The following is a 24,060-nucleotide window of genomic DNA, read 5'->3' as shown; positions in this document are numbered from 1 at the left end:
TTTTTTAATGAATGGTATTAAAACCAAAATCCTAAATTAAATAAGAAAGTAGCCGAATTTTTAACATCTGGAGACCAACTGTATTTTAACTCTATAGGACCAATAAAAGAATTGTAACTGTAACCAACTGCGTAACCAGATTTTATTTGGTTAAATAAATTAAAGTTTTTAAACACATTATCATTTACTCTTGCATAATTGGCAATAAAAGAAAAATAGTGTTTTGGTAAAAATTCATATCTCAAATCAAACTCAGATTTTATAAAAGAATCGTCAGATAAAGTTGCAAATTCATAACCATAAAAAGAAACAAAGTTATTAATGTAATTTTGATTATTACCACCTAAATAAAAATCGAAAACATCAGACGGAACCTCTTCTAAAGAAAAACCAGCAGCATTGGTGTTTTGAATGGTTAAATTTTTTGAAATTGGTATAGCAAAACCAAATGTACCTTTTGCCTGCGGATAGTTTTTAAAGTTATTAGCAAAATCAGAAGAAGCAATAAACCACTTAAACTCTAAATCTAAATAAAAACCTTTGGTTGCAAAATAACGTTTGTTATAGGTATCTAATTTTAAAAAAGCAGCAGCATTAAAATAAGTGCTGTTATCTGAAATATTTTGGTCGTTTTCTTCTATAATATTTTCTGTAATTGCCCTTATTCTTTGAATTTCTGTTTTTACACCTACTGCAAAACGTCTTTTAAATGTTGTTTGTACAAAAAATTGATTGGTAAAATCTCTATAATTTAAACTTAAACTATTAATATCTGGCAACCTAATATCATTAAAAGGTACCTGTGCTTTAAACTGATTGTATCTAGATCTAAAGCCATAACTGTAGTAAAAACCATTATCTACAAAATAATTTAAATCGTAACGTATATTATCACCTAAAACAACATTTAAGGACAATGCATCATTTTTGCTAAGTAACCTTTTATGATTGTAGTTTACCAAAAAACCAGATTTATACAAATAATCGTAATGCAAACCTAGTTTTAAATTAGACCTTTCATTAGACTCTAATAAACTAAAATTTAAAGTACAACTGCCATCTTTATTTGGCATTAAATTATAATTTATAGTAGTATAATTTCTTGTGGCAGAGAGCAAATAAACTTTTTCAGTAAGTTCTTGTTTAGACAAACTATCTCCTACTTTTATATTTAATTTCCCTAAAGTATAGGCTCTTGAATAATTTTTTACACCTGTTATATTTATGGCAGAAATTAGTGTTTTTTTAGCATCGAAATCTATTTTTTTTCGAGCTTTTTTTACCCCTTGTTTCTTTGCTATTTCTTTAAATACAGCTTTATATTCTCTGGCTTTTTCAAAGCCTTTTTGCATAATTTCGTCTTTTTTATCAAAATCTGAAGCATCAAATTTATAAATATCTGGATGTATATAAACGTCTAATTTTTTACGTTCTTGTTCCGTTTTATTGTACATTTTATAACTAACCACTTGGTTTAAAATAGCTACTAAAGAATTTATATTTTCTTTTTGATACAATTTACCTTCTACATCTACACCAATAATAATATCTATACCTTTATTTTTCATTACAGAAACCGGAAAATTATTTGCAACGCCACCATCAATTAACAACTTGTTGTCTATTTCTATAGGATTTAAGATAGAAGGTATAGAACCACTTGCTCTAAGTGCCATTGGTAAAGAGCCTTTTTCTAAAACTATTTGTGCACCATTTTCTATATCTGTTGCAATACAAAAAAACGGCGTTTGCAATTTTGAGAAATCTTTTGTGCTACTGTTGGTGTCTATAAGTTCTAATAATAAATTTAATACATTTTGTCCTTTAGAGATTCCTTTAGGTAAATCAATCTTACCTTTATTTAAAGGTAAAGTAACTATGGTATTTTCGCCGTATTCTTTCTCAAAAAAGGTATTAGAACTTCTAGGTAGCAAATCTCGCATAAGGTTAGCAAAATCTGTAGTTGTTATAATTTGTTCTATTTGGTCTGCATTATAACCATAAGCATACAAACCGCCAACAACAGCGCCCATACTTGTGCCACCAATATAATCTAAATGTAAACCTGCTTTATCTATTTCTTTTAAAATACCTACGTGGGCAAAACCTTTTGCACCACCGCCACTTAATACCAAACCAACTTTAGGTTGTTTTTGCGCACGTAAAACCAAACTATAAAATAGTATTAGAAAAAGTGTACCAAGTTTTGTAATAGGATGCATGTAATGCTTATTTTTCTTTTTTTTGATGATAAAAGCCGTAAACCTTTATTGCTCTAGAATGCCCAATTTCTTTTTTAAGCTCATCTAAAGTAGCTTCTTTAACTCTTTTTGCCGATTTAAATTTACGCAATAAAGTTGTAATGGTTTGTTTGCCAACATCTGGTATTTGTTCTAGCTCACTTTGTATGGCAGATTTGCTGCGTTTATTTCTGTGAAAAGTAATTCCAAAACGGTGTGCTTCGTTTCTTAAATATTGGGTAATTTTTAAAGTTTCAGATTTTTTATCTAAATACAAAGGTACAGGATCTCCTGGATAATAAATTTCTTCTAAACGTTTGGCAATACCAATTATGGCAATTTTACCACGCAAACCTAAACGTTCTAAAGCCTTTAAACCAGAAGATAATTGGCCTTTACCACCATCTACAATAATTAGTTGTGGCAAAGGTTGGTCTTCTGCCAACAAACGTTTGTAACGTCTGTAAACTACCTCTTCCATAGAACCAAAATCATCTGGCCCAACAACAGTTTTTATATTAAAATGTCTGTAGTCTTTTTTACTGGGTTTGCCGTCTTTAAAAACTACACAAGCTGCAACAGGGTTGGTTCCTTGTATGTTAGAATTATCAAAACATTCTATGTGACGTGGTTCTACAGACAAGCGTAAATCTTTTTTCATTTGTGCCATAATACGCTTTACATGTCTGTCTGGATCTACAATTTGTACTTGCTTTAGTTGTTCTAATTTGTAGAATTTGGCGTTTCTTTCAGAGAGTTCTACAATACGTTTTTTATCGCCCAATTTTGGGATGGTTACTTTAACAACATCACCCAAATTTACCTTAAAAGGTACATAAATTTCTGGTGCTAAAGAGTTGAAGCGTTGCCTAATTTCAACAATAAATAATTCTAATAATTCTTTATCGCTTTCATCTAATTTTTTCTTAATTTCTGTGGTGTGTGATTGTATAATACTTCCGTTAGAAATTTTTAAGAAATTTGCATACGCGTGGGTTTCATCAGAAATAATAGAAAACACATCTACGTTATTAATAGACGGATTTACAATGGTACTTTTTGCTTGATAGCTGTTTAAACGATCTAGTTTTTCTTTAATTTTTTGCGCCTCTTCAAATTCCATTTTAGATGCAAAATCTAACATAATATCGTTAAATTTAGCCAAACTCTCTTTAAAGTTTCCTTTAATAATATTTCTAATCTCTTTTATGGCATTGTTGTAGTTGGCTTCTGTTTGCAAATTCTCACAAGGTCCTTTGCAATTTTTTAAATGATATTCTAAGCAAACTTTGTACTTGCCTTCATTTACATTTTGCATACTTAAATCGTACTTACACGTTCTTAATGGATACAATTCTTTAATAAGATCTAACAAAGTTCTTACAGTTCTTACAGAAGTATAAGGCCCAAAATATTCTGAACCATCTTTTATAACGCTACGGGTTAAAAATATTCTTGGGAAACGTTCTTTTTTAATACACAACCAAGGGTAAGTTTTATCATCTTTTAATAAAACATTATACCGTGGTTTGTATTTTTTAATTAAGTTGTTTTCTAATAAAAGTGCATCTGTTTCTGTGTTAACAACAATGTGTTTTATGCGCACAATGTTTTTAACTAGAACTCTGGTTTTACCACTATCGTGGTTTTTAGTAAAATAAGAACTTACTCTTTTCTTTAAATTTTTGGCTTTACCTACATAAATAATAACATCGTTTTTATCAAAATATTGATAAACACCAGGTGTGCTTGGTAAAGTTTGTAGTTGAAGTTCTAAAGATACAGACATGTTACGAAATTACATTAATTAATAGAATTGTTAAAGTAAAAAACACCTCTAAACACAAATTTTTTATAAGTAAAAACACCTGTTTTCAATAGAATTTTAAGTAGAAATACGGTTTTTAATTTAAAATGTATACATTTATAACCTAACTAAAATTAAATATTAAAACTATGGCAACTATTAATGATGTACCAAACCCTAACAAAAGAAACACTATTAGTTTAGAAATTGCAAAAGACTGGACAACAAGATGGCGTGCAATGGAAAGCGATTACAACGCACATAACGATTGTAGAGCTTTTAACATACCCTTAATAGACTTACAAGAAGTTATTAAAGAGGAAGGTGTAGCAAGTGTAAGAGGCTATATTGGTGTAGAAAAGCAAATTATTGAAGGTGAGGATGTTTTTATAGAAAAACTAATTATTGTTGGTGTAGATGCCAATGGAAAAGACATGATTACATCTAGTGATGGTGTTACTTTAGATATTGGTGGTGGAGATCTTTATGATTTTACAAATCCTTGTCCAAACATGTGCGATGATATCAGCCCTTTAAATGGCTAATATATATGACTTATAAAAATTGGCACGATTTATTAGTCAACTCTAACTATATATTAGTGGTTTTAAATACTTTACTTTATTTTATAGGCTATCGAAATAATTCGGTAGCTTATAAAATTATATGCTTTTATCTTTTACTTTGTACTATAGTGCAAGGTTACTCTAGCTATTTAGCATCTTTTTCAAAGCCTAATTTATTTTTATCTCATTATTATTTTGTTGGCCAATTTCTGTTGTTAAGTTTGTTTTACAAACAAATATTAAAGGGAGCTATTAAAAAGAAAGTAATTAACCTTTGTTTGTTAATTGTACCTATTTTGGTCGCTATTATTTATATTGTAAAACCAGAAGAATATCTTAGATTTAATTTAATAGAAGTAATAATTACCTCTTTACCTCTGGTTTTTTTTGCGTTTCTGTTTTTTTTAGAAAATCTTAATTTCTCTAAAAAATTTATCTACTTTAACTCAGGTGTTTTTGTATATCTAATTGCTAGTACCTTTTTATTTTCTGTAGGAAACTACATTGTAGAAGCTGAAATTGCAAAATCAATAACAAGTTATGTTTGGATTCTTAACAATATTATGTATTCTATTTATCTGCTATTAATCTTTGTTGAATGGTATAAAAACTTCCTAAAACCTAATGCAAATAAGTAACTTTTTATAGTTGAAAAAAGTACTAGGTATAAATACCCGTTTTTTAAAAGTGGTATACAAGCTATTCATTTTTCATATATCTTTAGGGTAACTTAATTTTTTATTACATTAGTTTTGTATAAACAAAACCTGTAATGGAACAACTATTTACCAAAGAAAATCAATTGATAGCAATAGTAATTATAGGAACTTTACTGCTCTTTTTAATGGGTGGCGCATTACTTACATTTTTCTTTTTTTCAAGAAAAAAAATAGTAGAAAAAGAATTGGAAAAGAAAACGCTAGAAGTAAATCATCAAAAAGAAATGATATCTTCTATAATTGTAACCCAAGAAAAAGAACGCAAACGTATTGCCCAAGATTTGCATGATGATATTAGTGCGAAACTAAACGTAATAAATCTAAATGCCAACCTACTAAAAGATGGCGAGCTAAAACCAGAAGAATACACTTTTGTAAACGACGCTATTTTAAAAGCCACAGACAAAACATTAGAAAGTGCTAGAAAAATAGCCCACAATTTATTGCCACCCATACTAGATAAGTTTGGTTTAAAAGAAGCAATAGAAGAGTTGGCAGATAGCTTTAGCAATAGCAGAAAAATTGCAATAGATTATAATTTAGAATACCCTAAAGCATTTTTAAGCAAAGCAAAAGAGTTGCATTTTTTTAGAATTATACAAGAACTAATTAATAACTCTGTACGACATGGCAAAGCAAAAAATAGCCAATTAATATTTAAAACAGAAAACAACAATTTATTATTTACGTATACTGATGATGGTATTGGGTTTAATGCTTCAGACCAAAAACACCAAAAAGGTTTAGGTATGAAAAACATAGAAAGTAGAGTAACCTTATTAGCAGGAAACTATAGCATAACAAGCAAACCTAACCAAGGCTTTAGCATAGAAATAATAATTAAAAATACCCTAACATGAAAAAAATAAACATTTTAATTGCAGACGACGAAGAGTTGTTTAGAACTGGAATTAAATTTTTAATTGAAAGAGAACAAAACTTTAATTTAATTTTTGAAGCAAAAAACGGCCAAGAAGTTGTAGATTTTGTTTCTAATACAGAAGAGTTTCCAGATGTAATTTTAATGGATTTAAAAATGCCAGAACTTAACGGTGTAGAGGCTACCAAATTAATACATAAAGCACACCCAGATATTAAAATTATAGCTTTAACCAGTTATGGTGGTAAATCTTTTATTACCAATATGATAGACGTTGGCGCATCTTCTTACCTCTTAAAAAACTCTAATCCTAAAACAGTTATACAAACCATTAATGAAGTTTATAATAAAGGCTTTTATTATGATGAAATAATTTTAAAAATAATACATGAAAACATCATTTCTTCTAGCGGAAAACGCATAAAAAGCGATTTAGACAAAAATTTATTATCTAAAAGAGAAATAGACGTCTTAGAATTAATTTGCGAGCAATATACAACTGCAGAAATTGCAGAAAAATTATTTATAAGTCCGCGTACTGTAGAAGGCCATAGAAATAACTTATTATTAAAAACACAATCTAAAAACGTTGCAGGTTTAGTAATTTATGGTATTCAAAAGAAACTCATAGAAATTACACCAGATTTTAAGCTTTAAACAAACACTACAACTACTACTTTTTTAAGGGTATAGATACCAAATAGGTATTTATACCCTTTTCTTTTTTAAAGAATTTATGCGCTTACACATCTTTTGATAAGCCAGTAGTTTTGCGAAGTACTTAATACAAATACTAATTCATTAATTTAAAAAATTTATTTATTATGGAACCATTTATTGCACAAATTATGATGTTTGGAGGAAATTTTGCCCCAAGAGGATGGGCTTTTTGCGACGGACAAATATTACCAATTAACCAATATTCTGCTTTATTTTCTTTATTAGGAACCACCTATGGTGGAGATGGAAGAACCACTTTTGCCTTACCAGATTTAAGAGGTAGAGCTTCAATACATGTTGGAGTAGGACCAGGATTAACTCCTGTAAAAGGTGGAGAAAGAATTGGTGCTGAAAAAACAACACTTTCTATAGTTAATTTACCAGCACACAACCATATTGGTACTGTAAATAGAATAGTGGCAAATGGGGAAGCAACTATTGCCATACCAGCAAGCACAAATCCCGGAAATGAGACAGAACCTGCAGATAGTGTAGTTTTAGCAGTAGCTGAAAATGCTTCAAACGGAGACGAAGTGAATGTTTATAGTAATACTGCTGCAAACACAACACTAAAATCTTTTACTGCACCAGTAGCTCTAAATGGAACAGCAGGAGAAGTAAATATAGGATTAACTGGTGGTAGTATTCCATTTAATAACATGCAACCAAGTTTAGGTATAAATTACATTATAGCTTTGGAAGGTCTTTTTCCTTCTAGAAGTTAACCAAACTATTCGCTTTAATTATTTTTGAAAACAGGTATTTTCACCTGTTTTTTTTATACTATTTCTCAATAAGTTTACTACCGCTAAGCAATTTTATATATTATGAAAAAAATTACGTATTTATTAAGTATATTACTTTTAGTTGTGTCTAGTGCCATCGCACAAACAACCATTTACACTCAAAATTTTGAAGGTGCAGACCAAGTAGGATATAAGCTTAAAAACTCCAGTGGTACAGCAGTTCCTTTTGCCAGCACAGGTATAGATTATATTTTAAGGACTACTCCTGCAAGTTTACCTTTAGGTGCACTAGCCACAGGTTTTAGTGGTAATGTAATTGCGATTGAAGATCATGATGATGCTGGTTTTTTTGGTTCACATGCTATTGAAATAGATCCAATAAATATTTCTGGAATGGTTTCATTAAGTGCATCAATTCGAATTGCAGTTCCAAGAGGTAATGATGGAAATCGTTTTGAAGATGCTGATTTTTTAAGAGTACAAGTATCTATTGATGGCGGTGCTTTTCAAACAATAATTAATACAGGTGGTCTTTTTGCAACAAGAAATTTTTATCATGATGCTTCTCTAAATGGGATAACAGGATCAGGAGATGATGTCTTACTAACAGCTAACTCTATAAATATAGAAAAATCTTTTGCAGGTACAGGTAATTCTCTTATAATTCGAGTAGAATTTAGTTCACTAGAATCACAAGAAGAAATCCTTTTTGATGATATTATTTTGAAAGGAACTCCTGCAGCAAATAATGCACCTACAGACATCAGTTTATCATCTAACTCTATAAACCAAAGTGCTACAGGAAATAATGCAACTGTAGGTATTTTATCTACTACAGATGCAGATGGCGCAGATACGCATATGTATTCTTTAGTATCTGGCACAGGAGATTCAAATAATGGCAATTTTAATATTAGTGGTGCTACTTTAAGAACCTCATCTGCTTTAGCTACTGGTAATTATAGTGTACGTATCAATACAAATGATGGTACAGACGATTTTGCCAAACAATTTACCATTACTGTTGTAGACAATGTTGCTCCAACAGTTACCAATGTTACCTCTTCTACTGCAAACGGTACATTTGGCCCAGGAAGTTTAATTGCTGTAAATGTTACTTTTTCTGAAAGTGTAACCGTTACAGGTACACCGCAAATTACTTTAGAAACTGGTTTTACAGACAGAACTATAAACTTTACTTCTGGTAGTGGCACAAACACCTTAACTTTTAACTATACTGTTCAAGCTGGAGACAATACTGCAGATTTAGATTATGTAGCTACCAATTCTTTAGCTTTAAATGGCGGACTAATAAGAGATAGTGCAAATAATAATGCTACATTAACTTTAGCAAGTCCTGGTGCTGCTAATTCTTTAGGTGCTAACAAAGCCATTGTTGTAGATGCAAGTGCTCCAACAGCTACAAGTGTAACTGTACCTACAAATGCAGATTATGTTACTAATCAAAATTTAGATTTTACTGTTAACTTTGCTGAAAATGTTATTGTAAACACCACTGGCGGAACTCCACAAATAAGCCTTACTATAGGTTCTACCACAAGGCAAGCAGCCTATGTTTCTGGTTCTGGTTCAGGTGCCTTACTTTTTAGATACACAGTGCAGGTTTCAGATTTAGATACAGACGGTATTGCTGTGGTCGCTTTAGCAGCAAATGGAGCTACGCTTAAAGATGCTGCCAATAACAATGCAAATTTAACACTTGACAGTGTAGGAGTTACCAATGGTGTTTTGGTAAATGCGTGTGACATTTCTATTTCATACCCTGCAACAACTTACCTACCAACAGATACAGACCCTACACCTACAATAGTAGGTTTAACAGGAGGTGCATTTAGAGCTACTACTGGCTTAACTATAAATGCTACTAGCGGAATTATAGATTTATCAGATTCTACACCGGGTATTTATACAGTAACGTATACACCTATTAGTCCTTGTAGTACAGCTGCTACTTTTAACATTACTATTTTAGCAAAACCAACAATTACAAGTATTTCTGATGATACAGGTGTAAGTAGTACAGATTTTATAACTTCAGATAATACACCTACATTAAACGGAACTGCAACTGCTGGTAGTACTATTTTTGTAACTGTAGATGGTTTTTCTTCTGCTTTTTTGAGAATATCAGCTATAACAAATTCAAATGGACAATACACGATTCCTTATCCTGCACCTTTTGGAGTTGCAACAGATGGGACTGTTGCTTTCGATGTCATTTCTTCATTAAATGGAGTTTCTAGGACTTCTGATATTCAAAATGTAACCATAGATACTACCATTAACAATCCTGTAATAACAAGTCCTACTGCTGCTGCAACTGTTAACGCAACTGCACAGGTAATTACAGGTAACCATCCAGAAAACGGAACTATAGTAACTGCATATGCAGATGCAAATAATGACGGTATTGCAGACAACACAACCTCTTTAGGATCTGCAACAGTTTCTGGAGGAACTTGGAGTTTTTCTGTAAACTTAACAGCAAATACAGTTAATAATTTTGTAATAGAAGCGCAAGATATTGCGGGAAACACTTCTGTAGATGTAGATGTGCCTGCAATTACACAAACTTCTGCTATAACTTGGACAGGAACATTAAGTAATGATTGGAATAACATAGGTAACTGGAGTTTAAATGCATTACCAGTTTCAACAGCAGATGTAACCATACCTGCTGGACTAACAAATTATCCAACAATTTCATCTGCAATTACAGTAAATTCTATTGATATTGCTTCTGGTGCCTCTTTAATTGCTACAGCTGATGTAACCGGACAAGTAACCTATAACAGAAATTTACCAACCACAAACTGGTATTTAGTAGGTGCTCCTGTCTCAGGAGAAACGCAACAAGATCTTATTGCAAACCATACATTTGCAACAGGAACTAGTGGTAATATTGGAATTGGTACATTTCAAAATAATACAGGAGCTGCATGGATCTATGCTAATTTAGCATCTACAGGAAATATTGTTCCTGGTTTTGGTACTTCTATGAAATTAAGTGCTCCTGGTGATATATCTTTTACAGGTGATTTAATTACAACTAATTACGGCATTCCTATTACCACTGGTACCAGAAATAATTTTAACTTATTAGCAAACCCTTATACATCCTACATTAACTCTGCTACTTTAGCTGCTATCAATACAACAACTATTAATAACGAAACTTTATGGTTATGGGATGGTACACAATATGTAACGTATAATGCTGTTAATCCAATAGAAATTGCCCCTGCACAAGGATTTTTTGTGGAAGCAAATACTAATGGTACTGTTACCTTTTTCAATTCAAATCAAAGTCATCAAAACACAGATACTTTCCTAAAACAGGAAGAAAATACTTCTTTTAAATTATTTGCAGAAAGTAAAGATGCCAAAAGGTATACACAAGTTTTCTATTTAGATGGTAAAACTACAGGGCATGATAGTGGTTACGATTCTAAAATATTTGGAGGAGCAACACATAACTTTGCCGTATTTACAGAATTATTAAGCAATAATGATGGTAGTAAACTTGCCATACAAACATTGCCTAATAAAAATTATGAAAACATGGTGATTCCTTTGGGTATTATTGGCAAAGCTGGAGAAGAAATTACCTTTTCTACAGAAACCATTAATTTCCCTGATAATTTAAAAGTGATTATAGAAGATAGACTAAAAAGCACCTTTACAAGTTTAAACGAACCTGATACTAATTATAAAGTTACTTTAACCGAAGAACAAAACGGAGTTGGAAGATTCTACATATATACTACAGCACAAAAAGTACTTAGTACAGATAATGCTATAAAGTTACAAAATGTAACTGTTTTTAAATTGAACAATACTACGCTTAGAGTAAATGGTTTGCAAGAAGAGAACACAACAATTTCTTTATTTAATATTCTTGGTAAACAAATATTAAAAACTTCTTTTACTTCTAATGGAAGTAAAGATATTGCCTTACCAAACTTAGCTAGTGGCCCTTATTTGGTACAAATAAAAACTAAATCTGGTAAGTTAAATAAGAAAATGATAATTGAATAGTAACAGTAATTTTAAAGCATACAACTTCATGAAAAATAATACAAAAAACAAGCAAGATAGTACTCCAGAAATTACTCGTAAACAAGCTATTAAAAAAATTGGTAATTATGGCAAATATGCTGCACTAACTGCTTTAGGCACTTATATGATATTAAATCCGCAAAAGGCACAAGCACAAAGCCCAGAAGCACCAGGAACTGGTAATTTTTAAGAATTTAAAAACCAATAAAAAGACCAACATTTAAAGTGTTGGTCTTTTTTGTTTCTGATATTACTTGGAGAAATATTTAGTCTTTAAAATGTTCTAGAAAGCTAGATTTGGTATTGTCTATTACCTGCCAATTGTATATCGCAGAAAGCTGATAGATTTTAGAAATCTCTTCTAAAAAACGTTTTTTTGCCTCTTTCTTTAAATTAGTAATTGCTATTGTTTCTTTAATATTAGCAATACTTTTTTCATTTATTTTGTTTAATTCTTCTTTAGAAAAAGCATTAAAACTACTTTGTTGTATATCAAAATATTTAATGTCTGGCGCAATAACTATCTCTTCTGTTGGTATTTTATGAATAATTATTTTTTTATCTAAAGAATCTAATTCTATTGCTAACTGAGATAAATCATAACCTATTTCTACTTTAGCATTTACAGTAACAATTGCTTTTTTATCAAAAGAAAGATAATCATAAAAATATTTTTTTGAATCTGAATAATTGTATACTTCAGAAAATGTACCGCTAGAAACTACCAATTTACTAAGGTTTTCAATGGCGTTTACTACTACTTTAATTTCTTCTTTCTTATAAGGCTTTTCATTTTTTTGATACCAAAACTTAGCCAATAAAAAGCCCAATAGAAAAATAGCAATATATTTTAGAAAGCGCATTAATGTAAATCTTTCTATAAAGATACTAAAAGATTATGCGTTAGCCATTTTTTCTTCTTTAGGAAATGCCTGTTTGTTAAAAATAAACAACAGAGCAACACCAATAGAAATATAGGCATCTGCAGGATTAAAAATATATTGAAAAAACTTAAATGGGTCTCCTCCTATAAAGGGAAACCATTCTGGTAAATTACCTTGCCAAATAGGAAAGTAAAACATATCTACTACTTTGCCGAAAAAAAACTGCCCATTAGCTTCATCAGAAAAAAGCGTTGCAGGTGTGTGCTGTGGCGAATTAAAAATAACACCATAAAACACAGAATCTAAAATATTACCTATAGCTCCAGAAAGAATTAATGCTACTGCAGTAATTACAGCGGTGTGCGTTTTGGTTTTAATAAGATTTACAAGCCAATAAACTATAGCAGTTACAGCAACAATTCTAAATAAAGTTAAAAATAATTTACCCAATTTACCACCAAATTCAAAACCCATTGCCATACCATTATTTTCGGTAAAATGAATTCTAAACCAATCAAAAACCACCACTTCTTCTCCTAAATAAAAGTGTGTTTTTACATAAATTTTTATAATCTGATCTAATATAAGTGCAATTAAAACTGTAAGTATAGCGAGTGTCTTTTTTGACATTTTCTTAATTTTATATACACAAAAATAAGCATATTATTCAGAATATAATATTTGTTATAAATTCTCTGAAAAAAAATCTTCTAATTTTTAGAAATATTAAGGCGCTATAAACAATTGTACTATTTTCTCTTAAATGGTAAAACTTTTATTAAAAAGTTATTTAAAGCATTTTTAACTATTTCTTTATTAAAAAACCAAAGAACGTAAACAATGGCAAATAGTAGTAGAACTAAAATGTAATTATCTATTGGCAGTGTTGCTGGGTCTGTTGGACAGGTTCCACATTTATCAGCTTCAGTAGCACAACTTCCTGGTGAACCATCTGGATGTACACAACAACCAATACATCTTATCATTAAAATAACGGGGGAATTATTCATATAATATTTATTAATTTATTAAAATATTAACGAAAGTAATAAATAAAATTTACATATGATAATAAATAGTAAAAGAAAACAAAGGCTATTACTCTGCATCAATAAAAAAGTTTGCTTTAAGGCTGTTTGCGGTAAAATTAAGTGTGTGTTTTTTTGAGCTATTCACGTATTTTTTTTGATACGTTTCCTCATCAACTTTTATAGCGCCGTTGTTGGATACAATATTGATGGTGCTTTTTTTTAAAGAAGCATATACATTACCAGAATATAACTTTAAAAGCACATTTCCTTGTACTTCCTTAAATTTTACAATACCGTTTTCTATATAAATTTCTAAGTTGTTTTTACAGCCTTTAGACGTTACATCTATATTATCTCCAAAAATAATTACTTGTTTATTTATTGGAATTCTTATTACTGCTTTTGCCCTTTGTAGTCTTTCTGTAATAAATTTTCTAAAAATTATTTCTTTTTCTAAAACAACTGGGAGCTGAAACTTTATAACGGTTTCGTAGTGTTTTTCGTCAACTAAAATGTGTTGTTTTGTTGGGTTTTCTGCATGTAAAATTACTTCTATAAATTTAGAAGTAGTGTTTTCTATAACAAAACTATCTAAACCCTCTGTAGCAATTGTAATTTTGTTGTTTTCTGATGTAAACTTTTTTATTACTTGTTTTTGAGAAAAACCAATGGAGGAAAGTAAGAGGAAATAAATAAAAATTCTTGACTGCGCTGCAACTAACATGTTTAAGAATTTTGTGTTTAAAAAAAACTTCCTTCTGTAAATTAAGAAGGAAGTTTTTAAATATTATTGTTTGCGTTTTGCCTCTATACTTAAAGTTGCGTGTGGTACAAGTCTTAAGCGTTCTTTTTGAATTAATTTACCAGTAACTCTGCAAACACCATACGTACCATTTTCTATACGTAATAATGCATTTTTAAGATCTCTAATAAACTTTTCTTGCCTAATGGCTAATTGTACATTTTTTTCTTTGTTCATTACTTCAGAACCCTCATCAAAGGATTTAAAAGAAGATAAAGTATCATCTGTACCATTACTAGAATCATTTTTATATGATGCTTGTAATAGCGCTAAATCTTCTTGTGCAAGTGCAATTTTTTTATCAATAATTGCTTTAAACTCTTGTAAATCTTCCTCCGAATATTTTGATTTAGTATTTGGCATAATTTTACATTTTTTCTATTAATATTCTACTTTTTATGGTGTCAAACTCAATTTCTGAACCACCTTTTAATTCATCTACAAAAACCAATTCTTGAGTTAATGTTTCACTCATAATATAGGTTTTGTTTTGGTTTATAGAATTTTGCAAATTCTCGAAATTTAAAACCGTTAATTTAATTTTATCGGTTACCTCTAAACCGCTGTCTTTACGAGCATTTTGAATTCTATTTACCAATTCTCTGGCAATACCCTCTTTATGCAACTCTTCTGTTATGGTTACATCTAAAGCTACGGTTAAAGCGCCTTCATTTGCAACCAACCAACCTGCTATATCTTTAGAAGAAATTTCTACATCTGAGATTTCTAAAGTAATATTTTTTCCATTAACTTCTATGGCAATGCTTTTATCTTTTTCTATTTTGTTGATATCTTCTTGTGTAAACTTTTGTACTTCAGTAGCAATAAAACGCATATCCTTACCAAATTTAGGGCCTAAAGCTTTAAAATTTGGTTTAATTTGTTTGATTAATATCTCTGAAGCGTCTTCTAAAATTTGAATTTCTTTAATGTTTACTTCATTTTTTATTAAATCTGCAACCGCTAAAATTTCTTCTTTTTGTTGCAAATTATCTACAGGAATCATAATTTTTTGCAATGGTTGGCGCACTTTTATTTTTTCTTTAGCTCTTAAAGACAATACTAAAGATGATATTATTTGTGCATTTTCCATTTTACGTTCTAAAGATGCATCAACAAAACCAACATCAAATTTTGGAAAATCTGATAAATGAATACTTTCTGATGTTTCTTTGCCTGTTACCGCATTTAAATCTTGATACAATTTATCCATAAAAAACGGTGCAATTGGCGCGCTTAATTTGGCAATTGTAACCATACAAGTGTATAATGTTTGATATGCAGAAATTTTATCTGTTTCGTAGGTTCCTTTCCAAAAACGTCTTCTACTTAAACGCACATACCAATTACTTAAATAATCTTGCGTAAAGTCTGATATTGCTCTTGCTGCTCTTGTTGGCTCATATTCCGCGTAAAATTTATCTACTTTGTTAATTAAAGTATGCAATTCAGATAAAATCCAACGGTCTAATTCAGGTCTTTCATTCTGAGGAATATCTGCCTCTTTGTATGCAAAACCATCAATATTCGTATATAAACTAAAGAAAGAATAGGTATTGTAAAGTGTTCCAAAAAACTTACGTTTTACTTCTTCTATTCCTTCTAAATCGAATTTTAAATTGTCCCAAGGATTTGCATTAGAAATCATGTACCAACGTGTTGCATCTGCCCCATAAGTTGATAATGTTGTAAACGGATCTGTTGCGTTTCCTAGACGTTTAGACATTTTATGGCCATTTTTATCTAAAACTAAACCGTTAGAAACCACATTTTTATAGGCTACAGTATCAAAAACCATGGTTGCAATTGCGTGCAGTGTATAAAACCAACCACGTGTTTGGTCTACTCCTTCTGCTATAAAATCTGCTGGAAAGCTTTCATTTCCATCAATTTTTTGTTTATTTTCAAACGGATAATGCCATTGTGCATAAGGCATAGAACCAGAATCGAACCAAACATCTATTAAATCGCTTTCACGTTTCATTGGTTTTCCTTCAGATGAAACTAAGATAATTTCATCAACAATGTTTTTATGTAAATCTATTTTTGCATAGTTTTCATCAGACATATTTCCGATTTCAAAATCTTCAAAAATATCCAATGGGATAAATCCCATTGCTACCGATTTTTTCATTTCTTGTTTTAATTCTTCAACAGAACCAATACAAATTTCTTCTTTACCATCTTCTGTTCTCCAGATTGGTAAGGGAATTCCCCAATAACGAGAACGAGATAAGTTCCAATCGTTTGCATTTGCCAACCAATTTCCAAAACGGCCAGTTCCTGTAGATTCTGGTTTCCAGTTTATGGTTTTATTCAACTCATGCATTTTATCCTTTACATCGGTTACTTTTATAAACCAAGAATCTAATGGATAATATAGAATTGGTTTGTCTGTTCTCCAACAATTTGGGTAACTATGCTTATATTTTTCTACTTTAAAAGCTTTATTTTCTGTTTTTAATTTGATGGCCAATTCTACATCAATAGATTTTTCTGGAGCTTCACCATCTGGGTAATATTCGTTTTTTACGTATTTACCTGCAAATTCTCCAACTTCTGGTCTAAATTTACCTTGTAAATCTACCAAAGGCACCAAGTTATCATTTTCGTCTTTTACTAATAATGGTGGAATCTCTGGAGTTGCTTGCTTACAAACCAGCGCATCATCTGCACCAAAAGTTGGCGCTGTGTGTACAATTCCTGTACCATCTTCTGTAGTAACAAAGTCTCCTGCAATTACTCTAAATGCATTTTCTGCATTATCATTTGGTAAAACGTAGTCTAAAATTTGTTCGTATTTAATACCAACTAAATCTTTACCTAAACATTCTGCAATTATTCTAAAAGGTATTTTTTTATCACTAGAATTATACGCTTTAATTTCTTCGGAAGTTGTTACTTGAACAAACTTTTTATCAAATTGTTTACCAACTAAATTTTTGGCTAAAACTACTTTTGTGGGCTCAAATGTATACTGATTAAAAGTATCTACTAAAACGTATTCTATTTTTGGACCTACCGTTAAGGCTGTGTTACTTGGTAATGTCCAAGGTGTGGTTGTCCAAGCTAAAAAGTAAACGTTTCCTTCATTTTTTAAAAAATCTGGTAAAGAACTTTGTATAGTTTTAAATTGTGCAACAACAGTGGTGTCTGTTACGTCTTGGTAAGTTCCTGGTTGATTTAATTCGTGAGAACTTAAACCTGTACCTGCTTTTGGCGAATAAGGCTGAATTGTATAGCCTTTGTAAATTAACTTTTTGTTGTAAATCTGCTTTAATAACCACCAAACAGATTCCATATATTTGGGTTCATAAGTAATATACGGATCTTCCATATCTACCCAATACCCCATTTTTTGGGTTAAATCGTTCCAAATATCTGTGTAACGCATTACCGCTTTTCTACAGGCAGCATTGTAATCTTCTACACTTATTTTTTTACCAATATCTTCTTTTGTAATTCCTAATTCTTTTTCTACACCTAATTCTATAGGTAAACCATGCGTATCCCAACCAGCCTTACGTTTTACTTGGTAGCCTTTCATGGTTTTGTAACGTGGAAAAATATCTTTTATAGCTCTTGCTAAAACATGGTGCACTCCTGGAAGGCCGTTTGCAGATGGTGGTCCTTCAAAAAACACATAAGGTTTTGCTCCTTCTCTAGAAGTTACACTTTTATCGAAGATGTCATTTTCTTGCCAATAATTAAGAATTTCTTCTGCAACTTTTGGTAAGTCAAGTCCTTTATATTCAGGAAATTTAGCGTTCATTTTGTTTCTTTTCAAATCAGATTGCGAAATTAATCAATTTATTGAAAATAGCGAGTTTTAGCCATAAAAAAAGAGCCCCTAAAGGCTCTTTCACGTAAATGTGTTAAAATTTACTATCTTCTTATGATTACAAATTCTGTTCTTCTATTTGATTGATGTTCTTCTTCGGTACATTTTACTGTCTTGGTTTTGCTATCGTTCTCTAAACATCCGTTAACTAACCTTTCTTCTCCATATCCTCTTCCAGAAATTCTAGAGCTTTCAATTCCTTTTTCTACAATATATGCAACCGTAGACTTTGCTCTTCTATCTGATAAGGCTTCGTTGTAAGACGAATTTCCTCTTGCATCTGTATGAGAACCACTTTCTATAATCATGTTTGGATATTTTTTCATTATCCTAACAATATTATTTAACTCTATAATTGCATCTGGTCTAATGTAAGATTTATCATAATCAAAATAAATAGGATTTATTTTAATAATGGTTTGACCTATTTCATTGTAAGAAAAATCATTAGCTATATCCAAAGAAATTTCTAAATTAAGTTTTTTATCCTTTGTACTTATAAAAGACACGCTGTTTTCACTGTAATACTCTTTTGCTGCTATTACTGTAAAGTTTTGATCACATGCTAAAGAATTAAACGAAAAAGTAGCATTAATATCTGCAATAGTTTCTCCTACATTTGCGCCGCTTTGATCTAAAAGCACCAATTTAGCACCTGGTAACAGTTTTAAATCTTTTTTATCTCTTACAATACCTGTAACATTTTGAGTACAAGTTTTTGGCATAACTTCTTTTACAATTTGCGCTAAATCTTGCAATTGTTCAACACTGTATATATCATCATCTCCTAAACCGCCTTCTCTGTTAGAAGATAGGTAACCCTTTTTTGTAAATGGGTTTATAGAAAATGCAAAATCATCTAACTTAGAATTTACAGGCGCCGTTAAATTTAAAGGAGTTGTGTAACCGTCTTTTTGTTTATTAGTAGCAAAAACATCTAAAGCTCCTAAACCAAAATGACCATCAGAAGAAAAATATAAAACATCATCTAAAGCCTTAAAAGGAAACATTTCTCTACCTTCTGTATTAACTGTTGGACCTAAATTTTGAACTTCACCAAAAGAACCATCTGCCTTTACTTCTACGACATAAATATCAGATTTACCTAGGCCTCCTGGTCTATCAGATGCAAAATACAATTGGTTTCCATCTGCACTTAAACTTGGATGCCCTGTTGAAAAGTCATTTCCATTAAAAGGTAATTCCTCTACATTAGCCCATTTTCTTTTTTTCCAAGTAGCTCTATAAATTTTTAACTTATTTACGCCTTCCCCATCTTTTCTGTATTTTCCTTTCAAATAATTATTTCTAGTAAAATACATGGTATCTTTTTTAGGCGAAAAAGTAACTGAAGATTCATGATATTTAGAATTGATTCTATTGGTAAACATTGGTTTAATCTCTGACTTATCACCTTCTGTAGTTGTTATGTCTTTCTTTAAAACCTTGTAAATGTCCAAGAAACTTTTGTTATTTCTTGAATGATCTCTTTTTACGTATATCCCATCTGCCTGTGGAGACGAAAATAAAATAGTATTACCGTATTCTGTTACACCAAAATCTGAATTTACAGTATTGATGCTTTTTAAGTTTTCTACTTTAAAACTAGGATTTTTTGGTGTAAGTGCTTTAAGTAACCACTTATTTTCTGTAAAGTTTATACCTCTTGAATCATCTTCAGCTAATTGATGAAATTTTTTCATCATCTTATCTGATTCATTGTATTTTCCAACACTTCTTAAAGCTTGCGCATACTTAAACACATATTCTGGAGTTTGATTTGGAAATCTTAAAAATAACTCACTGTATGTTTCTGATGCCTCTGGCATTTGTACTAAAAAATAGTAACAGTCTCCAAGCCTTTTTAAAATATGTTCTGTTGCCCCTCCTTTTGCTAAAGACTTATATGACGCTGCAGCTTTTACATATGCTAAATTTTCAAAGAAATCATCTGCAATTTTTGTAGATCTAGTTTGGCCTAACAGCACAAAAGAACTAAAAAGAAGTAAGGTAGTTATTTGTATAGTTTTTTTCATAATTATGTTTTTACTAGAAGAATCTTGGGGATTTAATTTTATCTCTTTGGAAGTCAAAGTTGAATAATAAAAATATCTCGTGAGATCCTGAATTAAAATTACCTAAATTAGTTAATGTATGGTCATAAGCATAACCTATTCTTAAACTATTAGTTGCTCTAACATTAACTAGCCCAGAAACACTTTCGTCTAAGCGGTAAGATAAACCAAATTCTAATTTATCATAAAGTAAAACATTACCAGATAAATCTATTGATAATGGAGCACCTTCCGCGGCTTTTATCATTGTAGATGGTTTCAATTTAACTGCATCTGATAAATCAAAAACATATCCAGAAGTTAAAAACAAATGTTTTCTTTCTGAAGCTCTTGTAATTTGACCTCCTTGCTTATCGAAATGTAATGTTTCTAATAAGTTAGGTGCAGATGCCCCTAAAAAGAATTTATCTGTGTAATAGTAAATACCAGCTCCTATATTAGGCATTACTCTGTTTACATTTTGATTTACAAATGCAGCATCACCACCATTAACCGGATTTAAACAAGGCAAACAAACATTAAAAAATGTAAATCCTCCTTTTAAACCGAAAGCTAAATTCGCATTCTCCGTAACTTTTAAAGTGTAAGAAAAATCCCCATAAGCATTTTGCTCTTGAATAGGACCAATTTCATCAACTATTAAAGAAAGTCCCAAACCAACATTTTTACCTACAGGAGTATTAATCCCCATTGTAAACGTTCGTGGTGCACCGTCTATACCAACCCATTGTGTTCTTCCCAAAAAGTTTAAACTCAGCGCATCATATGACCCAGCGTAAGCTGGGTTAATGATATTCATATTATACATATACTGAGTATATTGTGGGTCTTGTTGCGCCTTTGCAGAAACAGTAAATAATACAACTGCAATTATTCCTATAATTTTTTTCATTTCTATTGCCTTTATTTTTATCTGTTATCTATTTAAATATACCCAACCTACTAATGGTTCTCTAGTACCATCATTAAAATTAATAATGTAGTAATACGTTCCTGCTGGTACTGGTTTGCTATCGTTTAATGTTAACCTACCTGTAGAATAACCATCCCACCATATTGGCGATGTATTACCATTATTCTTATAATCATATACCTGATTACCCCATCTGTTATAAACCTCCATTGTAAAGTTTGGATACGCAGCTAATGCAGGAATAACTAGCACATCATTAGTCCCATCTCCATTAGGTGAAAATGCATTGGGCACTAGGTCACAATCTGTAAGATCTATATGATCTGGAATTCCATCATTATCACAATCCAACATGAATTCCTCTGATGATGCTACTCCATCATTATCATCATCTACATCTTGGAAATTACGTTTACCATCATTATCTGTATCTTGTGCTGTATAATTTAATATACCACTGTCTACAAATGTTTCAAAAGGATTAAATAAACCGTTATTTCCAGACCTATTAGCACTATCATCAATAACACCATTTCCATCAGCATCTGCGCCTCCAGATCCAGATTCTTCAAGATCTGTTAAACCATCTCCATCTGAATCTAAATCTAAATGATCTGGAATTCCATCACCATCTGAATCTAATGAATTATCTCCTCCATTTTCTATTAAATCTGGAATACCATCATTATCGTCATCTAAATCTATAGAATCTGGAACACCATCACCATCGGTATCTGTGCCATCTAAATAATCTGGAACACCATCTAAATTTTCATCATCATTAGAGAAGTCTGCATCACCATTATTATCTTCATCTGCAGTTAAAATTCCATCATTATCATCATCAGTGTCCAAATAGTTAGGAATACCATCTCCATCTGAATCTTTAGATGGGTCTGCTACATCTGCAAATTCTTGACCATTTGAAACACCATCTGAATCACAGTCTAAAGCATTCCAAGCTGCAGATACTGGTCTTGATTGACTTGTAAGGTTAAATAAACAAGGGTCAGTTCCTGAAGTTCCATCTCTAACTTCATCTCCATCAATTACTCCATCTCCATCTGTATCTGGATTTAATGCATCTGTACCATTAGCTATCTCATCTCCGTCATTTACTCCATCTCCGTCTGTATCTGGATTTAATGGGTCTGTACCATTGGCGATTTCATCTCCGTCGTTTACTCCATCTCCGTCTGTATCTGGATTTAATCCATTTGGATCTGTACCAATATTTATCTCATCTCCATCGGTTACTCCGTCTCCATCTGTATCTGGATTTAATGGGTCTGTGCCATTAGCTATCTCATCTCCATCGGTTACTCCATCTCCATCCGTATCTGGATTTAATGGATCTGTACCAATATTAACTTCAACACCGTCTAATAATCCATCTCCATCTGTATCAGGATTTAATAAACCTGTACCATTTGTAATTTCATCTCCATTAGCAAGACCATCCATATCACAATCTAACGCACTAGAAGATACTGACAATTCAAGTGTAATACTTGTTGGATTGAAATCACAAGGTACAAAAGGATCTGTACCGTCAATGGTTACTTCAGTTCCATTAGTTACACCATCACCGTCACAATCAATATCGCTCCACTCCGATGTTACAATGCTTAAATTCTGGCTAGTTAATAAATAACTACATGGATTTTGAAAATTGGTACCATCATTTTTCTCTGTACCATTACTTACTCCATCACCATCACAATCTGCACCTAACCAAGCTACATCTACATTGGCCATATTCTGGATTGATCCGTCAAAATCACATGGATCATTAGGGTCTGTTCCTGTTGCTATTTCGTCTGCATTTGAAACTCCATCTCCATCACAATCTGCGTTAGGATCATTCAAACAGTTATCGTCATAACCTATAGTAACTGTTGCTTCGTTACTTTCGTTTCCATCATTATCTTTAACTGTATATGAAATTTGCATAGGATCTCCTGTAAAGCCTTCTTCTGGAATAAAGCTAATTTCTCCTGTTATAGGATTAACTTGCCAATCTCCTTCACCAGGCACTGTAAATCCGATAATATCTCCATTTTCATCTGTTAATATATTCGTAACTCCTGAAGGAACAACTAAACTTACCGTAGTTGGATCTAACGTACCTCCTGCAGCTGAATCTGAATCATTATCATTACTAAGAACATCTATTGAAATAGTACTACCTGGTGGTACATTGCCTAAACTTTCATCTGACATCACTACTGGCGCCTGTACTTCATAATCTACAGTTACTTCAGCCTCATTACTTATATTTCCATCATTATCTGATACAACGTAAGCAATTGGTGTTGGATCTGCTGTAAAGCCAAACTCTGGAATAAAAGTAATTGCTCCTGTTACTGGATCAACTGTCCATTCTCCCTCTCCAGGAACTACTAATGAATCACCTGGATTATCTGTACCTACTATTTGAACAGTAGTAGGGTCTATTTCACCATCTAAGTCATCATCACCATTCAATACATCAATTAATACTGGAGTTCCAGTTAAGTTACCCACACTTGAATCGTTATCAGCTACTGGTAATAATTGTGTAAAAGTAATCGCTACGTTTCCTGTATCTGATGCGCCATCTTCGTCAACTACCGTGTAGTCAAAATTAATTGGCTCTGTACTATCCGTAAATGGTGTAACCTCTAATGTACCATCTGAATTTAATGAAACTACCGTTCCATCATCTAATGTTACTGGGTTATTAGCATCTATTGGAGATGTAATACCTGTTACTG

The 24,060-nt window shown here is 31.5% G+C and carries 18 protein-coding genes; 7 read left to right on the top strand and 11 right to left on the bottom strand.

Features of this window, described 5'->3' with window-relative positions:
* Nucleotides 1-17 precede the first annotated feature (17 nt).
* The gene (locus Q0762_RS12510) at nucleotides 18-2,222 is read right to left on the bottom strand and encodes a patatin-like phospholipase family protein (RefSeq protein WP_298767246.1); all 2,205 of its coding nucleotides are present in this window, start codon (nucleotides 2,220-2,222) and stop codon (nucleotides 18-20) included.
* A 7-nt stretch (nucleotides 2,223-2,229) separates the two neighbouring features.
* Nucleotides 2,230-4,029 (bottom strand): excinuclease ABC subunit UvrC, encoded by a 1,800-nt coding sequence (uvrC, locus tag Q0762_RS12505; protein ID WP_298767245.1) that lies wholly within the window; start codon nucleotides 4,027-4,029, stop codon nucleotides 2,230-2,232.
* 167 nt (nucleotides 4,030-4,196) lie between these two features.
* Here uvrC and Q0762_RS12500 point away from each other — a divergent pair, with 167 nt between their 5' ends.
* From Q0762_RS12500 to Q0762_RS12470, 7 genes are all read left to right on the top strand, one after another.
* The gene (locus tag Q0762_RS12500; protein ID WP_298767244.1) at nucleotides 4,197-4,592 is read left to right on the top strand and encodes a hypothetical protein; all 396 of its coding nucleotides are present in this window, start codon (nucleotides 4,197-4,199) and stop codon (nucleotides 4,590-4,592) included.
* A gap of 5 nt (nucleotides 4,593-4,597) precedes the next feature.
* Entirely contained in the window at nucleotides 4,598-5,251 is a 654-nt protein-coding gene (locus Q0762_RS12495) for a hypothetical protein (protein WP_298767243.1), read from the top strand.
* 134 nt (nucleotides 5,252-5,385) lie between these two features.
* Nucleotides 5,386-6,192, top strand: coding sequence for a sensor histidine kinase (locus tag Q0762_RS12490; RefSeq protein ID WP_298767242.1), 807 nt, complete (start codon nucleotides 5,386-5,388; stop codon nucleotides 6,190-6,192).
* The gene (locus tag Q0762_RS12485) at nucleotides 6,189-6,869 is read left to right on the top strand and encodes a response regulator transcription factor (RefSeq protein ID WP_298767241.1); all 681 of its coding nucleotides are present in this window, start codon (nucleotides 6,189-6,191) and stop codon (nucleotides 6,867-6,869) included. The genes Q0762_RS12490 and Q0762_RS12485 overlap by 4 nt, the downstream gene beginning before the upstream one ends.
* Before the next feature lie 167 nt (nucleotides 6,870-7,036).
* Nucleotides 7,037-7,657: a tail fiber protein gene (locus tag Q0762_RS12480; protein ID WP_298767240.1), complete on the top strand. Its 621-nt coding sequence runs from the start codon at nucleotides 7,037-7,039 to the stop codon at nucleotides 7,655-7,657.
* Between the two features lie 102 nt (nucleotides 7,658-7,759).
* On the top strand, nucleotides 7,760-11,737 hold the full coding sequence (locus tag Q0762_RS12475; protein ID WP_298767239.1) for an Ig-like domain-containing protein: 3,978 nt from the start codon (nucleotides 7,760-7,762) through the stop codon (nucleotides 11,735-11,737).
* Between the two features lie 28 nt (nucleotides 11,738-11,765).
* On the top strand, nucleotides 11,766-11,948 hold the full coding sequence (locus tag Q0762_RS12470; protein WP_298767238.1) for a hypothetical protein: 183 nt from the start codon (nucleotides 11,766-11,768) through the stop codon (nucleotides 11,946-11,948).
* Nucleotides 11,949-12,024: 76 nt separating this feature from the next.
* On the opposite strand, the gene Q0762_RS12465 is transcribed toward Q0762_RS12470, so the two are convergent.
* From Q0762_RS12465 to Q0762_RS12425, 9 genes are all read right to left on the bottom strand, one after another.
* Entirely contained in the window at nucleotides 12,025-12,621 is a 597-nt protein-coding gene (locus tag Q0762_RS12465) for a DUF4230 domain-containing protein (RefSeq protein WP_298767237.1), read from the bottom strand.
* 33 nt (nucleotides 12,622-12,654) lie between these two features.
* Nucleotides 12,655-13,272: a lipoprotein signal peptidase gene (locus Q0762_RS12460; RefSeq protein ID WP_298767236.1), complete on the bottom strand. Its 618-nt coding sequence runs from the start codon at nucleotides 13,270-13,272 to the stop codon at nucleotides 12,655-12,657.
* A gap of 119 nt (nucleotides 13,273-13,391) precedes the next feature.
* A complete protein-coding gene (locus Q0762_RS12455) occupies nucleotides 13,392-13,652 on the bottom strand; it encodes a hypothetical protein (protein WP_298767235.1) in 261 nt (86 codons plus the stop codon).
* Between the two features lie 88 nt (nucleotides 13,653-13,740).
* Nucleotides 13,741-14,397 carry a hypothetical protein gene (locus Q0762_RS12450; RefSeq protein ID WP_298767234.1) on the bottom strand — a complete coding sequence of 219 codons (657 nt, stop codon included), beginning with the start codon at nucleotides 14,395-14,397 and terminating at the stop codon, nucleotides 13,741-13,743.
* A gap of 63 nt (nucleotides 14,398-14,460) precedes the next feature.
* Complete coding sequence (locus tag Q0762_RS12445) at nucleotides 14,461-14,838, bottom strand: TraR/DksA C4-type zinc finger protein (protein WP_298767233.1); 378 nt, start codon at nucleotides 14,836-14,838, stop codon at nucleotides 14,461-14,463.
* Nucleotides 14,839-14,842: 4 nt separating this feature from the next.
* Nucleotides 14,843-18,247, bottom strand: coding sequence for an isoleucine--tRNA ligase (ileS, locus tag Q0762_RS12440; RefSeq protein ID WP_298767232.1), 3,405 nt, complete (start codon nucleotides 18,245-18,247; stop codon nucleotides 14,843-14,845).
* A gap of 113 nt (nucleotides 18,248-18,360) precedes the next feature.
* The gene (locus Q0762_RS12435; protein WP_298767231.1) at nucleotides 18,361-20,352 is read right to left on the bottom strand and encodes an OmpA family protein; all 1,992 of its coding nucleotides are present in this window, start codon (nucleotides 20,350-20,352) and stop codon (nucleotides 18,361-18,363) included.
* A 13-nt stretch (nucleotides 20,353-20,365) separates the two neighbouring features.
* Nucleotides 20,366-21,283 carry a type IX secretion system membrane protein PorP/SprF gene (locus Q0762_RS12430; RefSeq protein WP_298767230.1) on the bottom strand — a complete coding sequence of 306 codons (918 nt, stop codon included), beginning with the start codon at nucleotides 21,281-21,283 and terminating at the stop codon, nucleotides 20,366-20,368.
* Nucleotides 21,284-21,307: 24 nt separating this feature from the next.
* Nucleotides 21,308-24,060 (bottom strand): gliding motility-associated C-terminal domain-containing protein (locus Q0762_RS12425; RefSeq protein WP_298767229.1); only part of this gene is annotated, 2,753 nt, incomplete at its 5' end.

It is taken from the genome of uncultured Polaribacter sp. (assembly GCF_947495205.1).
In the GTDB taxonomy this organism is placed as follows: domain Bacteria; phylum Bacteroidota; class Bacteroidia; order Flavobacteriales; family Flavobacteriaceae; genus Polaribacter.
The sequence above is the reverse complement of the archived record's forward strand: the minus strand, read 5'-3'. Positions and strand labels throughout refer to the sequence as shown.

What these genes read in the sequence shown, in the direction of transcription:
- Q0762_RS12465 (WP_298767237.1), bottom strand. Translation starts at nt 12,621, where the DNA reads ATGCGCTTTCTAAAATATATTGCTATTTTTCTATTGGGCTTTTTATTG.
- uvrC (WP_298767245.1), bottom strand. Translation starts at nt 4,029, where the DNA reads ATGTCTGTATCTTTAGAACTTCAACTACAAACTTTACCAAGCACACCT.
- Q0762_RS12500 (WP_298767244.1), top strand. Translation starts at nt 4,197, where the DNA reads ATGGCAACTATTAATGATGTACCAAACCCTAACAAAAGAAACACTATT.
- Q0762_RS12490 (WP_298767242.1), top strand. Translation starts at nt 5,386, where the DNA reads ATGGAACAACTATTTACCAAAGAAAATCAATTGATAGCAATAGTAATT.
- Q0762_RS12480 (WP_298767240.1), top strand. Translation starts at nt 7,037, where the DNA reads ATGGAACCATTTATTGCACAAATTATGATGTTTGGAGGAAATTTTGCC.
- Q0762_RS12470 (WP_298767238.1), top strand. Translation starts at nt 11,766, where the DNA reads ATGAAAAATAATACAAAAAACAAGCAAGATAGTACTCCAGAAATTACT.
- Q0762_RS12475 (WP_298767239.1), top strand. Translation starts at nt 7,760, where the DNA reads ATGAAAAAAATTACGTATTTATTAAGTATATTACTTTTAGTTGTGTCT.
- Q0762_RS12460 (WP_298767236.1), bottom strand. Translation starts at nt 13,272, where the DNA reads ATGTCAAAAAAGACACTCGCTATACTTACAGTTTTAATTGCACTTATA.
- Q0762_RS12485 (WP_298767241.1), top strand. Translation starts at nt 6,189, where the DNA reads ATGAAAAAAATAAACATTTTAATTGCAGACGACGAAGAGTTGTTTAGA.
- ileS (WP_298767232.1), bottom strand. Translation starts at nt 18,247, where the DNA reads ATGAACGCTAAATTTCCTGAATATAAAGGACTTGACTTACCAAAAGTT.
- Q0762_RS12435 (WP_298767231.1), bottom strand. Translation starts at nt 20,352, where the DNA reads ATGAAAAAAACTATACAAATAACTACCTTACTTCTTTTTAGTTCTTTT.
- Q0762_RS12450 (WP_298767234.1), bottom strand. Translation starts at nt 14,397, where the DNA reads ATGTTAGTTGCAGCGCAGTCAAGAATTTTTATTTATTTCCTCTTACTT.
- Q0762_RS12445 (WP_298767233.1), bottom strand. Translation starts at nt 14,838, where the DNA reads ATGCCAAATACTAAATCAAAATATTCGGAGGAAGATTTACAAGAGTTT.
- Q0762_RS12430 (WP_298767230.1), bottom strand. Translation starts at nt 21,283, where the DNA reads ATGAAAAAAATTATAGGAATAATTGCAGTTGTATTATTTACTGTTTCT.
- Q0762_RS12455 (WP_298767235.1), bottom strand. Translation starts at nt 13,652, where the DNA reads ATGAATAATTCCCCCGTTATTTTAATGATAAGATGTATTGGTTGTTGT.
- Q0762_RS12510 (WP_298767246.1), bottom strand. Translation starts at nt 2,222, where the DNA reads ATGCATCCTATTACAAAACTTGGTACACTTTTTCTAATACTATTTTAT.
- Q0762_RS12495 (WP_298767243.1), top strand. Translation starts at nt 4,598, where the DNA reads ATGACTTATAAAAATTGGCACGATTTATTAGTCAACTCTAACTATATA.